This is a genomic window from Thermoanaerobacterium calidifontis, from assembly GCF_055381745.1.
Genome location: NZ_AP042436.1, coordinates 1,556,435 through 1,569,517 on the forward strand (window position 1 = coordinate 1,556,435; position 13,083 = coordinate 1,569,517).

Genomic DNA, 13,083 nt, shown 5'->3' on the forward strand with positions numbered 1-13,083 from the left:
AAAAATCCCCCTAATTAGGTCTTTCAAGAGATATTTTGCCGATTTTCCCTGTGCGAAAATCATCAATAATGATTTTTGCAGCACGCTCTGTGTCAACAATTCCTCCAGAAGACAAACAACCTCTTGCTTTACCTATATCTGTGAGTAATTTATACACATCTTTGCCTATGTCTTCTAACTTGTATCTTTTCATTAAAAGCTCTGGATAATTTATTCTCAATATATCAAGTAATGAATATGCCAACTCTTCATGATTTAATAGCTCATCTTTAATTGCAGAAGTTAAAGCCAACATTATTCCAACATGTTCGTCTTCAAATTTAGGCCACAGAATGCCTGGAGTATCTAATAAATCAAAATAAGGTGTTTTAATCCACTGCTTCGATTTTGTCACACCTGGTTTATTGCCTGTCTTAGCATTTTTTGTTTTTGTTAATGAATTTATCAATGTTGATTTTCCAACGTTAGGTATACCGACTATCATTGCCCTTAATTTGGTTTTTATACCCTTCTGTCTTTTTTTATCGATTATATCGCTGCACTCTTTTAAAGTCAATTCGTAAATACTTTGAATGCATTTGCTATCTAAAGAATTTATATTAAGGCTTACATGACCTTTAAGGTTGAAATAATCGTTCCACATTTTATTGACTTCTAAATCAGCCAAATCGGATTTATTAAGTAAAATAATTCGTTTTTTATTTTTGACTAAGCCATCTATCAATGGATTTCTACTGCTTTTTGGAATTCGAGCATCTAATAACTCATAAACAATATCTACTATTTTTAAATTTTCTTCAATCAGGCGTTTAGTTTTTGCCATGTGTCCAGGATACCATTGATACATAATTTCCTCCAAATATTGAAAAAGGGACCAATCAAGTCCCCTTTATTTCTTCTCTTGAATTTTAGCAGCTTTGCCAACTCTTTTCCTAACATAATAGAGTTTAGCTCTTCTAACTCTACCTTTTCTTACTACTTCTATCTTTTCAATCCTAGGTGAGTGAAGTGGGAAAGTCCTTTCTACTCCAACACCATAAGAAATACGCCTTACAGTAAAGTTTTCTCTTAATGAACCACCACTTCTTTTTATAACAACACCTTCAAAAACCTGAATTCTTTCTTTGTCACCTTCGATAACTTTATAATGTACTCTTACAGTATCACCAACATTAAATTCAGGTACTTCTCTCAATTGTTCTCTTTCTACAATATCAACTAGATTCATTTTTTTCCCTCCTTTCAAATATCTGAATAACCTAACTCTTTAAGATATTCAATATCTTGTTCTGATAGATATTTTCTATCCAAAAGATCTGGGCGTAAATTAAGCGTAGTCTCTAATGATTTCTGCCTTCTCCACTTAGCAATCTCTGCATGGTTTCCAGACAGTAACACTTTCGGGACTTCCATCCCATTAAATATTTCAGGCCTTGTATATTGAGGATATTCTAATAAACCACAATAAAAAGATTCATCTATAAAACTTTCATCTTGCGGCAAAACACCATGTATCAACCTTGACACAGAATCTATGACTGCCATCGCAGCGATTTCGCCGCCTGTCAAGATAAAATCACCTATTGATATCTCCTCATCTATCAGTGAATACGCTCTTTCGTCGATTCCCTCGTAATGTCCACATAAAATGATTATTTCGTCGTATTTTGATAGCTCTATTGCTTTTTTTTGATCGAATCTTTTCCCTTTAGGACCCATATAAAAAACTGGCATATCTTTAGATGACTTGACTGCATTAATTGCATCGTATATTGGCTGAACCATCATTACCATGCCATACCCGCCACCATATGGATAATCATCGGTTTTCTTATGTTTGTCTTTCGAATAATCCCTGATATTTACCAAATTTACTTTTATCAATTCTCTCTCGATTGCCCTTTTTAGAATGCTATTTCTGAGTATACCTTCAAACATATCAGGAAAAATCGTTAAAACATTAAAAACCACTATAGCCCCTCCAAAAGATGGACTATCATTTTTTTGCCATTTACATCCACATCTTTAATCACATCTTTAATGGCAGGTATCAATATATCCCGCTCATCTGTTTTTACTACATACACATCATTAGCACCAGTTTTTAACACGTCCTTTAATACACCCAACTCTCTTTTGTCATCAGTGTAAACTTTCATATCTATCAAATCTTTAATAAAATACTCGTCTTCTTCTAACTCTACAGCATCATCCATCGTTATTTTTATAAATTTGTTTTTAAGCTTCTCCGCCTCATTTCTGTCATTTACTTCATAAAATTTTATCAAAACAAGATTCTTAATAAATCTTACTGATTCAATTTGATATTGAACCCTTTTGTCATCATCAAAAATATACACATAATCAAGATCATAAAATCTATCTAAATGATCTGTAAGCGGATATACCTTGACTTCGCCGTTTACACCGTATGCAGATGTAATTTTGCCTACGGATAAATAATCATCCATAAAATCACCTAAATTATTTCTACGATGACACGTTTTTTCTCTTTGGTCGCAGCAGCCTTAACAACAGTTCTTATAGCTTTTGCTATCCTACCTTGTTTACCTATAACTTTTCCCATATCTTCTGGAGCAACCTTAAGCTCTATTATAATTGACTGCTCACCTTCAATTTCATTAATTTGAACTGCATCAGGGTTGTCAACAAGAGATTTCGCAATGAACTTAACTAATTCACCCATGTTTATCCCTTCCTAAAACAGCATTTTAATTGTTAATTTTATCAAATATACCTTCTTTTTTGAATAGAGCTCTAACCGTGTCAGATGGTTGTGCACCTACTTTTAGCCACTTTATTGCTTTTTCAGAATCAATTTTAATTTCCTTTGGATTAGATACTGGATTATAATATCCAATCTCCTCTATAAACTTACCATCACGTGGTGATCTTGAATCGGCCACAACGAATCTGTAAAATGGTGACTTTTTCGCACCCATTCTTTTTAATCTAATCCTGACTGCCACTTTATCACCTCCTTTTAAAGCCAAATATTTATCTGAAAAATGGCATTTTTCTTTTGCCTATTTTCATATTTTTGCCCATATCAGTAAACTGCTTCATCATCTTCTTAGTTTGCTCAAACTGTTTAAGCAAGCTATTTACTTGCTGAATCGATGTACCACTGCCAGCAGCGATTCTTTTTTTTCTGCTGCCATTTATGATAGAAGGATTCTGTCTTTCTTCCTTAGTCATTGACTGAATTATTGCCTCTATCCTCTTTATGTCCTTATCACTTATGTTTACTCCTTTTAATTTTGACATATTTACACCAGGTATCATGGAAAACAACTGATCAATTGGCCCCATGTTTTTTAATCCCTGCAATTGATCTAAAAAGTCATCAAACGAAAACTGTTGCTCTAAAATCTTTTTTTGCAGCTCCAATGCCTTTTTTTCATCTATCTGTGCCTGAGCTTTTTCAATTAAGCTTAAAACATCTCCCATTCCCAATATTCTTGAAGCCATTCTATCTGGATGAAAAACTTCTATGTCAGTAAATTTTTCGCCTGATGCTATAAATTTAATGGGTTTATGCGTGACAGCTTTCACCGACAAAGCTGCTCCGCCTCTTGTATCACCATCAAGTTTTGTCAATATAACTCCATCTATATCAAGTTTTTCATTAAAAGATTCAGCTACATTGACAACATCTTGACCTGTCATAGCATCGACAACCAAAAGTGTCTCATTTGGATTCACGGCATCTTTTATGTTTTTCAATTCATCCATCAGTTCTTCATCTACGTGAAGTCTTCCAGCCGTATCAATTATTACTACGTTATAATTATTATTTCTTGCAAAATCTATAGAAGCCTTTGCAATATCAACAGGTGAAGTCTTATCACCCATCGAAAAAACAGGCACATTTATGGATGAACCAACTACTTGAAGCTGTTTAATTGCTGCAGGTCTGTATATATCACATGCAACAAGTACAGGACTTTTTCCTTTAGACCTTAAATAATTAGCAAGTTTGCCACTTGTAGTCGTCTTACCGGAACCTTGCAATCCTACCATCATTATAACTGTTGGAGGTTTATCGCTAAAATTGATCTTGCTTTCTTTAGAACCCATCAGTGCCGTCAATTCGTCATTGACAATTTTTATGACATGCTGTGCAGGCGTTAGGCTTTCCATTACTTCTTGCCCCAAAGACTTTTCAGTAACAGTATTTATAAATTCTTTAACAACTTTAAAATTAACGTCAGCCTCTAAAAGCGCTATCTTGACTTCTTTCATAGCCTCTTTTACATCTTTTTCGCTTAGCTTGCCTTTACCCCTAAGTTTCTTAAAAATGTCTTGAAGCTTTCCAGTAAGACTTTCAAATGCCATTCAAAAACCTCCTAGAAATTTTTATTTAAAATTCTAAACCATCAATTTCTTTTTCTATATCTTCCAAAGCCTCTAAGACTTTTTGATCGGAAATATACTTTTTAACCTCACCTATCGACTGCTTTATTTTAGAGAGCTTTTCCATGTTATCATTGTATTTTTTTACAAGTCCTAATTTATCTTCATAGTATTTTAAAATACTTTCAGCCCTTTTTAAAGAGTCGTATACACCTTGTCTTGAAATATTAAGTTCCTGTGATATTTCGCCTAATGAATAATCATCCATATAATACATTTTAAATATATCCATTTGTTTGCCTGTAAGTAGCGAACCATAAAAATCATACAATACATTCATTTCAACAAAATCAGAATTCATATATATACCACCTGTTAAGGTACTTGCCTTTACATTAAGATTTTATACGAGAAAAGCTAATTTGTCAAGTTTTTATTCAAACAATGCCCTAACAAATTTTTCTGAATCAAATTCTTGAAGGTCATCAATACCTTCTCCTACACCAATAAACCTTACTGGTATATCAAGCTCAGATTTTATCGATATTACAATGCCTCCTTTTGCTGTTCCATCAAGTTTTGTCAGTATTATACCAGTTACATCTGTAGCTTCTTTAAAAATTTTAGCTTGTTGTATTGCATTTTGGCCAGTTGTAGCGTCTAAAACCAAAAACGTCTCTATATTGCCTTCATTAAATTCTCTTTGAGCAACTCTATATATTTTTTTCAATTCCTCCATAAGATTTTTTTTGTTGTGTAACCTTCCCGCAGTATCGCACAATATAACATCTACGTTTCTGGATTTCGCAGCTTTTATACCGTCAAAAAGGACAGATGCTGGATCTGACCCCTCCTCATGCCTTATTATTTCACAATTATTTCTTCCTGCCCATACCTCTAACTGATCTATGGCTGCTGCCCTAAATGTATCTGCTGCCACTAGCAATACTCTTTTTCCATCTCTTTTAAACTTATTGGCAAGTTTGCCTATTGTCGTCGTCTTACCGACACCATTGACACCAACAATTAAAATTAAAGTTGGTTGCGTAATTTTAAACGACGTCTCTTTAGCCTCCATAATATCGTATATTTCTTCTGCCAACAATTCCTTTATTTTTTCTGCATCTTTAACTTTCTGCTCTTTAGCTTTCTCTTTTAAATTATCAATAATCTTTTCTGTTGTAGAAACACCAACATCTGCTAATATTAGAATTTCCTCCAATTCTTCAAACAATTCATCGTCTACTTTTCTTCCAAACGATAATATGCCATCTATTTTAGATGTAAAATTATCCCTTGTCCTTGCAAGACCATCTTTTAATCTCTGATAAAGTCCTTTTTTATCTTCTTTTTCTACAATTTCATCGTCTTTTTTATTTTTTTTGAAGAAGTTTAGCATACATTACATTCCTTTCTAAGCACTTTCTAATTTTAACGATAATAACTTTGAAACACCTTTTTCCTGCATAGTTACTCCATATAATGTGTCAGCAACTGACATGGTACCTTTTCTGTGAGTCACAACTATAAACTGTGATTCACGTGAAAGGTCTTTCAAGTAAGATGCAAATCTATCCACATTTGCATCGTCTAGCGCAGCATCTATTTCATCGAGTATACAAAAAGGTGTCGGTCTTATTAATATCATAGCAAATAGCAATGATATTGCAACTAATGCTTTTTCGCCACCTGATAGGAGAGAAATGTTTTGAAGCTTTTTCCCAGGAGGCTGTACATTTATTTCTATCCCCGTATTAAGCAAATCATCAGGATTTGTCAAAATTAACTCTGCTCTCCCACCGCCAAACAATTTTTTAAATGTTTCTTTAAATTGTGCTTCGATTAAGTTAAAATTATCTTTAAATTTGGCCTTTATAATCTTATTTGCATCATCAATAATTGAATTAAGTGAATTCTTTGCTTCCACCAAATCATCATATTGCATTTTCAGAAAATCGTATCGTTCTTTTAAATTTTTGTATTCCTCTATTGCATTTAGATTGACTATTCCTAACTCTTTAATAGATGCATTAATTTTTGATAACTGCTGCCTCAATGTCAAAATATTTTCATTTATTAAATTCGCTTTTGCATTGTTGAAAGTCATCTCATAATCTTCCCAAAGTTTATTTTTGATATTTTCAATTTCCATTTCAAGTTTTTGAATATTCAATTCTTTTAATCGTTTCTTTTCTATTTCTTTAGAATATTCATTTTCTAATTTATCCAATATTTCTTTATCTATATTTATGTTTTTCAATTTCGTCTCAATCTTTCTTTCTATTTCATGTATTTCTTCGTTAATCTTTTTAAGCCTTTCATTTAAAATTTCACTTTTCTCATTAGTTCTATTTATATCTTTTTCATACATTATTTTTAAATTTTCATACTTGTCAATGCTTTTTTCTATCTCAATAATTGATCCAGTAATGTTGCTATATTCTAACTCCTTTTCATTTAATTTCGAAACATCATTCATCAACTTTTGCTCATATTTTGCTAATTCAATTTTTAAATTAGTTATTTCTACCTCTAGCTTATTGAGAACATCAGCACTAGAATCTTTGTTGTCTTTATAATCTCTGATCAATTTGTCTAAACAAGCTTTTTTTTGATTAAGTTGCGATATGTTATCTTTGTATTTATTAATTTCCTTGTCATAGCTATTTATAATATCTCTTATCTGTTTTTCTTCTAATTCACTTTGTTTTATAATCGTGCTTAATTTTTCTATCTCCATCTCTAAAGAAGATTTATTTTTCATCAAGTCATTTAAAATGCCTGCTTTAATATTAATGTTATTTATTATATTATCCAATTTTTCTTTTGTTTTTTCCATTTCTTTGGTTAAAGTATCTTTGTGCTTTTCCAATTCTTTTAATTCTTTTGCCAATTTATTGCATTTTATATCTTCAAGTTTAATATCTTCTTTCCGCTTCAATATATTTTGAGACTTTAAGACGCTTCCTCCAGTTATAGAACCACCAGGATTAATGACTTCACCTTTTAATGTCACTAATTTAAACTGATTTTTAAATTTTCTACTTAGCGAAATAGCAGTATCTAAATCCTTTGTTACTATTACCCTTCCTAAAATGAATTTTATCGCTTTTTCAATTTTTTTATCGTAATCAATAATATCAGAAGCCAATCCTATTACTCCATCGCAGTTATTAAATGATTTATCAAATGGTTTGTACGTTATATTGTCAAGTGGCAAAAATGTCGCTCTACCAAAATTATTCTTTTTAAGCACAGATATGAGATCCTTAGCACTTTCGGTAGTTTCCGTTATAACGTCTTGAATTGCTGAACCTAATGCTATCTCAATAGCTAAAGAATATTCACTTCTTACATCAATTAATTCTCCAACTACACCTAATACATTCTTTCTTAATGACTCATTCTTCTCAATGTACTTCATCAAATTTTTAATGCTGTGATTATATCCCTCATATTCTTTATCCATATCCCTTAGAAGCCTTAACTTAGCTATCGCGCTGTTGTATTCATTTAATGTTTTTTCATATTTCCCATTTTGAATCTTTATATTATCTTCTAATGACTTTAATTTTTCTTCAGTCAAATTTTTATCATCATTAAATATAACTAATTCACTATTAAGGCTTTCAATGTTATTTTGTATTTCGTTTATTTCATGATTTTTAAGTTCAATGTCGTTTAGCAGATTGTTTTGTGTTTTAACTAAATCATTTAATTTTTCGGATAAATTATTTTTCATTATTTCCGTCTTTGAAAGAATGTTATTATTCTCTGCAATCTCATTTAAAATGTCAACTACGTCTTCTTTTGCAGATTCAACTTCCATTTGTTTTAAACTAGACTCTTCTTTTATAGATTCATACCTTGAAATAAGGATGCTTAATTCTGATTCAAAATATTGTTTCTTTGACTCAATCTCTTTTATGCTGTCATTAATTACACCTATTTCTTTTGATGTAAGAGATGATTTATTCTTACTATCTTCAAGAGATTTTTTTAATCTATCTATATTTTCTTCACTATTTTTTACTTTTTCATTTAAAAGTTCTATCTTTCCATTTAATGTCTCTATCTCATTTATAGAATTATAATAATCTTGTTTTTTTCTGTCTAATTGCTCTTTGAAACTTTCAAGCTCTGATTCCGCTTCATTTAAAGTGTTTTTTTTGCTTTCGATTTCTGTTTTTAATTTCAACACATTCTTTTCAATCACAGTATAATCTGATTTAAAATTATTTAACTTTTTAAAAAGCTCATCTATATCATGGCAATAAATTGTTATATCAATGCGTTTTTTTTCTTCCTGTAATTTCAGGAAAGTTTCTGCTTTTATTTTTTGTTCATGCAGAGGTTCCAATTGATTTTGAAGCTCCAGCAATATATCGTTTATCCTATTTATATTTTCATTCGTCACAACTAATTTTTTTTGTGCCTCTTCCTTTTTATATTTGTATTTTGAAATTCCAGAAGCTTCCTCAAAAATTTGCCTTCTATCTTCTGGTCGTGACAGTAAAATCTCATCGATTTTACCTTGACCAATGATAGAGTACCCATCTCGCCCTATTCCTGTATCCATAAACAGCTCAAATACATCTTTTAATCTGCATTGCGTCTTGTTTATGTAAAATTCGCTTTCACCTGATCTAAATATTTTTCTGGTTATTACCACCTCAGTAAAATCCAGTGGAAGCATGTGATCACTGTTATCAAGTGTCAACGTAACTTCCGCAAAACTCAACGGCTTTCTATTTTCTGTGCCTACAAAAATGACATCTTCTAATTTATTTCCCCTTAAACTTTTGATACTTTGTTCTCCTAAAACAAGCCTTACAGCATCTGAAATATTGCTTTTTCCACTTCCGTTTGGACCAACAATTGCTGTAATTCCCTTTTCAAAATTCAATACAACTCTATCTGCAAAGGACTTAAATCCTATTATCTCTAATTTCTTTAAAAACATAAGACCCTCCAAAAATTAGAATTAAAAGGCACTCCACAAGATAATTAAAACCTGCTTTAGCAGGTTTTAATTATCTTGGTTCTACTATGAACTTTATTGCTGTTCGGGTCTCCCCTTCTATTTCTATCTCTGAAAAAGCTGGTATAGCAATTAAATCTATACCATTAGGGGCCACAAATCCTCTTGCTATTGCTATAGCTTTAACAGCCTGATTTACGGCTCCCGCTCCGACAGCCTGTATCTCAGCTACAGACTTGTCTCTCAATACAGCCGCCAATGCACCTGCTACAGATTTAGGTTGAGATTTAGCTGATACTTTTAGAACCTCCACTATAATAACCTCCTTAGTAGAATTGAAAATGAATACAAAATATATATTCTATAAATAATGACTAATTCCTTCTTTTTATAAAAATTTTTTTAAGATCATATAGTGGACTCATTTATGTAATCTTCTATTGATTTTTTAAATACACGTCCGTCATATTCTAAAAGCACGCTGTCTTCTTTAACATCTTCAAGCTGAACTATATTAATTTTTACGCCAAATTCCGATTCTAAGTAAATCTTATTTCTTTTTTTGTTTCCAATTAAAGCTGAAACCGAACGAGGATTGACATAAATAAACACCGTACATTCTTTAATATCGTTATTTTGAAAAAGATGTTTAACAACATCTTTATAAATAGACGACTTTACTAACTCTCCAAACGCTGGATGAAACGGACCAGCTACTACATCTCTATTTACGTTTATCGCATCTGTTGCTTGTAGTCCTATTCTAATTACATCTATATGGTTTTTCTTAAATTTGATGTACAATTCTTTTGAAATCTCCACAGCATCTTCCAAACTAATAGGCATATACACTCCATTTTTATACATTTTTTCTAAATAAGTGCCTTTCAAAACGAGAGTAGGATAAATCCTTACAAACGCAGGTTTCAATGAAATTATCTCATCCGCTGTTTTTAATGTTTTTTGTCTAGTATCACCCGGCAATCCTACCATAATCTGTAGCCCTAATGTAAATCCATATTCTTTTATAAGCCTTGATGCTCTATAAACATCATCAATGCTATGACCTCTATGGCTCCTTAATAGCACTTCATTATCCAGGCTTTGTACTCCCAGTTCTATGATCGAAACATCATACCTTTTTAAATTGTCAAGAATAATCTCATCTATATAATCAGGCCTGGTAGACAATCGAATTGCATCTATGTTTCCTGAAGCCAAATATTTTTGTGCAATCGACAAAAAATTCTTTTGTATCTCTAATGGTATTCCGGTAAAGCTTCCACCATAAAAGGAAACCTCAACGTGAGCATATTTCGGAATAGTCTTCAAATAATCTTCGATAGTTCTTTCTACGTATTCCTCATTTACTTCCGATTTCAAACCAGTTATTTCGTCTTGATTGCAAAAAACACATTTATGAGGACATCCTAAATGTGGAACAAAAATCGGTATAATGTAGATATCTTTCATATTAACCCCATCTTGCTTAAAGCCTCCATGGCTGCATATTGCTCAGCTTCTTTTTTACTTCTTCCCTTTCCTCTACCAAGTCTATTTTCACCGACAAAAACTTCTATCACAAACATCTTATTGTGATCAGGCCCATATTCATCTATTAGTTTATAATTCACTCTTTCTGAGCCCATTTTTTGTGTTACTTCTTGCAACTTTGTTTTATAATCCCGATATATTAATCCGCTTAAAACTTCGTTTATAATTTTCTCAAAGAGCCTTAATACAACTTCACTTACTGTTTTAAGATCTGAATCCAAGTAGACTGCCGCTATTAAAGCTTCCATCGCATCTGCAAGGATAGAATCCCTATTGCGGCCACCTGTCATCTCTTCACCTCTACCTATATTTAAATACTTGCCAATCTCTATCTCTCTTGCACATCGCGCAAGTGAAGGCTCACAGACTATTTCGGCTCTATACTTTGACAAATAGCCTTCTTCCAAATCAGTCCTATTTTTATATAAATATTCACTTATTACAATGCTCAATACAGAATCGCCTAAAAACTCCAATCTTTCATTGCTGCTTAGAAAGTTTTTGCTTTCATTTGCCCATGAACTATGTGTTAAAGCATTTTTAAGTAATTTTTTATTATTAAAAGTATAACCGATATTTTTCTCTAAATTTTCATATCTATCGCTTAACTCCATGATTGTGCCTCTTTCAATATTTTTTAAACACTAATGAAGCATTGTGCCCTCCAAAGCCAAAAGAATTTGACAAAGCATAATTTACATCCATCTTTAAAGCTTTATTTGGGACATAATCCAAATCGCATTCAGGATCTGGAGTCTCATAATTGATAGTAGGCGGAACAATTCCATTTTTTATAGCAAGTATTGTAGCTACAGCTTCCACAGCCCCTGATGCTCCAAGCATATGTCCTGTCATAGACTTGGTGGAACTGATTTTTAATTTATAAGCATGTTCTCCAAATACATTTTTAATAGCCATAGTTTCATATTTATCGTTGTACTCTGTAGAAGTCCCGTGTGCGTTTATATAATCAATATCATCTGGCACAATACCAGCATCTTTTAGTGCAAGTTTCATCGCTCTCGCTGCTCCTTCGCCCAAAGGCGCAGGTGCAGTTATATGATAAGCATCGGCAGTAGCACCATAACCCACAATCTCACAATATATTTTAGCACCTCTTTTTAACGCATGATCCAATGACTCGAGGACAAGTGTAGCCGACCCTTCTCCCATTATAAATCCATCTCTATTAGCATCAAAAGGTCTGCACGCAGTCTTAGGATCTTCATTTGTTGACATCGCCTTCATTGAGCAAAATCCCGCAATTGCCAAAGGTGTTATTGCAGCTTCACTGCCACCAGTAACAATTATATCCGCATCACCGCGCTCAATTACTTTAAATGCATCACCTATGGCATTGGAACTTGATGCACATGCGTTGACTATCGTTTCATTGTGTCCTTTAAGTCCAAAAGTAATCGATATGAGCCCTGCTGCCATATCGGCTATCATCATCGGAACAAAAAAAGGACTTACTCTTCCTGGACCTTTCTCCCTTAAAATATTCTGTTGATTTTCTAACGTTTCTATTCCACCTATTCCTGAGCCATACACAACGCCTATTCTATCCAAATCTTCACTGGCAAGGTCAAGTCCTGAATCTGCTAAAGCCATTTTTGCAGATGCCAAAGCAAACTGAGTGAATCTGTCCATCCTCTTGGCTTCTTTTTTATCAATATAATCTGTCGGTTCGAAATCTTTCACTTCTGCCGCCAGTTTCGTTGGATAAGCTGAAACATCAAATCTGGAAATTCTATCAATTCCCGACTTTCCATTTATAAGAGAATTCCATAAATCATCAATGTTATTACCTATTGGAGTTATGGCTCCTATACCAGTTATTACAACCCTGTTCATAGATAATCCTCCATCAAATAATTATCTAATTAAGTCCCGCAATTGCGGGACTTAATATTACTTTTCAAGATTTTTTAAATATTCTACTACATCACCAACTGTCTTAATTTTTTCTGCATCTTCATCAGGAATTTCAACATCAAATTCTTCCTCAAGCGCCATGATTAATTCAACTATATCGAGTGAATCTGCTCCAAGATCATCTATAAAAGATGATTCCATAGTGACTTCTTCTGGATCTACTCCCAATTGTTCAACGATTATGTCTCTAATCTTTTCAAACTCCATAAAGTTCACCTCCTCTCAAAGCACCC

General features: G+C 32.7%; 15 protein-coding genes. All 15 read right to left on the reverse strand.

Translation table 11 applies throughout. From position 1 onward, the window contains the following. Window positions 1-10: 10 nt before the first annotated feature. A complete protein-coding gene (gene ylqF, locus ACZ42G_RS08160) occupies window positions 11-847 on the reverse strand; it encodes a ribosome biogenesis GTPase YlqF (RefSeq protein ID WP_464850049.1) in 837 nt (278 codons plus the stop codon). A 42-nt stretch (window positions 848-889) separates the two neighbouring features. Then, on the reverse strand, window positions 890-1,228 hold the full coding sequence (rplS, locus tag ACZ42G_RS08165; protein ID WP_014758630.1) for a 50S ribosomal protein L19: 339 nt from the start codon (window positions 1,226-1,228) through the stop codon (window positions 890-892). Window positions 1,229-1,242: 14 nt separating this feature from the next. Continuing rightward, window positions 1,243-1,971 (reverse strand): tRNA (guanosine(37)-N1)-methyltransferase TrmD, encoded by a 729-nt coding sequence (gene trmD / locus ACZ42G_RS08170; protein WP_085112000.1) that lies wholly within the window; start codon window positions 1,969-1,971, stop codon window positions 1,243-1,245. After that, window positions 1,971-2,471: a ribosome maturation factor RimM gene (gene rimM, locus ACZ42G_RS08175; protein ID WP_085112001.1), complete on the reverse strand. Its 501-nt coding sequence runs from the start codon at window positions 2,469-2,471 to the stop codon at window positions 1,971-1,973. Before rimM ends, trmD begins: the two co-directional genes overlap by 1 nt. An 8-nt stretch (window positions 2,472-2,479) precedes the next feature. After that, window positions 2,480-2,707 (reverse strand): KH domain-containing protein, encoded by a 228-nt coding sequence (locus ACZ42G_RS08180; RefSeq protein ID WP_013788123.1) that lies wholly within the window; start codon window positions 2,705-2,707, stop codon window positions 2,480-2,482. 25 nt (window positions 2,708-2,732) lie between these two features. Next, entirely contained in the window at window positions 2,733-2,990 is a 258-nt protein-coding gene (rpsP, locus tag ACZ42G_RS08185; RefSeq protein ID WP_013788124.1) for a 30S ribosomal protein S16, read from the reverse strand. 28 nt (window positions 2,991-3,018) lie between these two features. Beyond that, complete coding sequence (gene ffh / locus ACZ42G_RS08190; protein WP_274892831.1) at window positions 3,019-4,359, reverse strand: signal recognition particle protein; 1,341 nt, start codon at window positions 4,357-4,359, stop codon at window positions 3,019-3,021. A 25-nt stretch (window positions 4,360-4,384) separates the two neighbouring features. Then, window positions 4,385-4,738: a YlxM family DNA-binding protein gene (gene ylxM, locus ACZ42G_RS08195; RefSeq protein WP_085112003.1), complete on the reverse strand. Its 354-nt coding sequence runs from the start codon at window positions 4,736-4,738 to the stop codon at window positions 4,385-4,387. Between the two features lie 72 nt (window positions 4,739-4,810). After that, complete coding sequence (gene ftsY / locus ACZ42G_RS08200) at window positions 4,811-5,776, reverse strand: signal recognition particle-docking protein FtsY (RefSeq protein WP_085112004.1); 966 nt, start codon at window positions 5,774-5,776, stop codon at window positions 4,811-4,813. A 15-nt stretch (window positions 5,777-5,791) separates the two neighbouring features. Continuing rightward, window positions 5,792-9,340 (reverse strand): chromosome segregation protein SMC, encoded by a 3,549-nt coding sequence (smc, locus tag ACZ42G_RS08205; RefSeq protein ID WP_274892832.1) that lies wholly within the window; start codon window positions 9,338-9,340, stop codon window positions 5,792-5,794. A gap of 70 nt (window positions 9,341-9,410) precedes the next feature. Beyond that, a complete protein-coding gene (locus tag ACZ42G_RS08210) occupies window positions 9,411-9,671 on the reverse strand; it encodes a stage V sporulation protein S (protein ID WP_013788129.1) in 261 nt (86 codons plus the stop codon). A gap of 95 nt (window positions 9,672-9,766) precedes the next feature. Continuing rightward, window positions 9,767-10,831, reverse strand: a complete 1,065-nt coding sequence (locus ACZ42G_RS08215) for an elongator complex protein 3 (protein ID WP_274892833.1) — start codon at window positions 10,829-10,831, stop codon at window positions 9,767-9,769. Then, a complete protein-coding gene (gene rnc, locus ACZ42G_RS08220; protein ID WP_085112007.1) occupies window positions 10,828-11,526 on the reverse strand; it encodes a ribonuclease III in 699 nt (232 codons plus the stop codon). The genes ACZ42G_RS08215 and rnc overlap by 4 nt, the downstream gene beginning before the upstream one ends. 13 nt (window positions 11,527-11,539) lie before the next feature. Continuing rightward, window positions 11,540-12,769, reverse strand: coding sequence for a beta-ketoacyl-ACP synthase II (gene fabF, locus ACZ42G_RS08225; protein WP_085112008.1), 1,230 nt, complete (start codon window positions 12,767-12,769; stop codon window positions 11,540-11,542). A 57-nt stretch (window positions 12,770-12,826) separates the two neighbouring features. Further along, complete coding sequence (gene acpP, locus ACZ42G_RS08230) at window positions 12,827-13,057, reverse strand: acyl carrier protein (protein WP_013297969.1); 231 nt, start codon at window positions 13,055-13,057, stop codon at window positions 12,827-12,829. Window positions 13,058-13,083 lie beyond the last annotated feature (26 nt).

Coding starts and splice junctions, on each gene's coding strand:
- acpP (WP_013297969.1), bottom strand. CDS start 13,057: ATGGAGTTTGAAAAGATTAGAGACATAATCGTTGAACAATTGGGAGTA.
- ftsY (WP_085112004.1), bottom strand. CDS start 5,776: ATGCTAAACTTCTTCAAAAAAAATAAAAAAGACGATGAAATTGTAGAA.
- rimM (WP_085112001.1), bottom strand. CDS start 2,471: ATGGATGATTATTTATCCGTAGGCAAAATTACATCTGCATACGGTGTA.
- ffh (WP_274892831.1), bottom strand. CDS start 4,359: ATGGCATTTGAAAGTCTTACTGGAAAGCTTCAAGACATTTTTAAGAAA.
- fabF (WP_085112008.1), bottom strand. CDS start 12,769: ATGAACAGGGTTGTAATAACTGGTATAGGAGCCATAACTCCAATAGGT.
- rnc (WP_085112007.1), bottom strand. CDS start 11,526: ATGGAGTTAAGCGATAGATATGAAAATTTAGAGAAAAATATCGGTTAT.
- ylqF (WP_464850049.1), bottom strand. CDS start 847: ATGTATCAATGGTATCCTGGACACATGGCAAAAACTAAACGCCTGATT.
- ACZ42G_RS08180 (WP_013788123.1), bottom strand. CDS start 2,707: ATGGGTGAATTAGTTAAGTTCATTGCGAAATCTCTTGTTGACAACCCT.
- ylxM (WP_085112003.1), bottom strand. CDS start 4,738: ATGAATTCTGATTTTGTTGAAATGAATGTATTGTATGATTTTTATGGT.
- smc (WP_274892832.1), bottom strand. CDS start 9,340: ATGTTTTTAAAGAAATTAGAGATAATAGGATTTAAGTCCTTTGCAGAT.
- ACZ42G_RS08215 (WP_274892833.1), bottom strand. CDS start 10,831: ATGAAAGATATCTACATTATACCGATTTTTGTTCCACATTTAGGATGT.
- rplS (WP_014758630.1), bottom strand. CDS start 1,228: ATGAATCTAGTTGATATTGTAGAAAGAGAACAATTGAGAGAAGTACCT.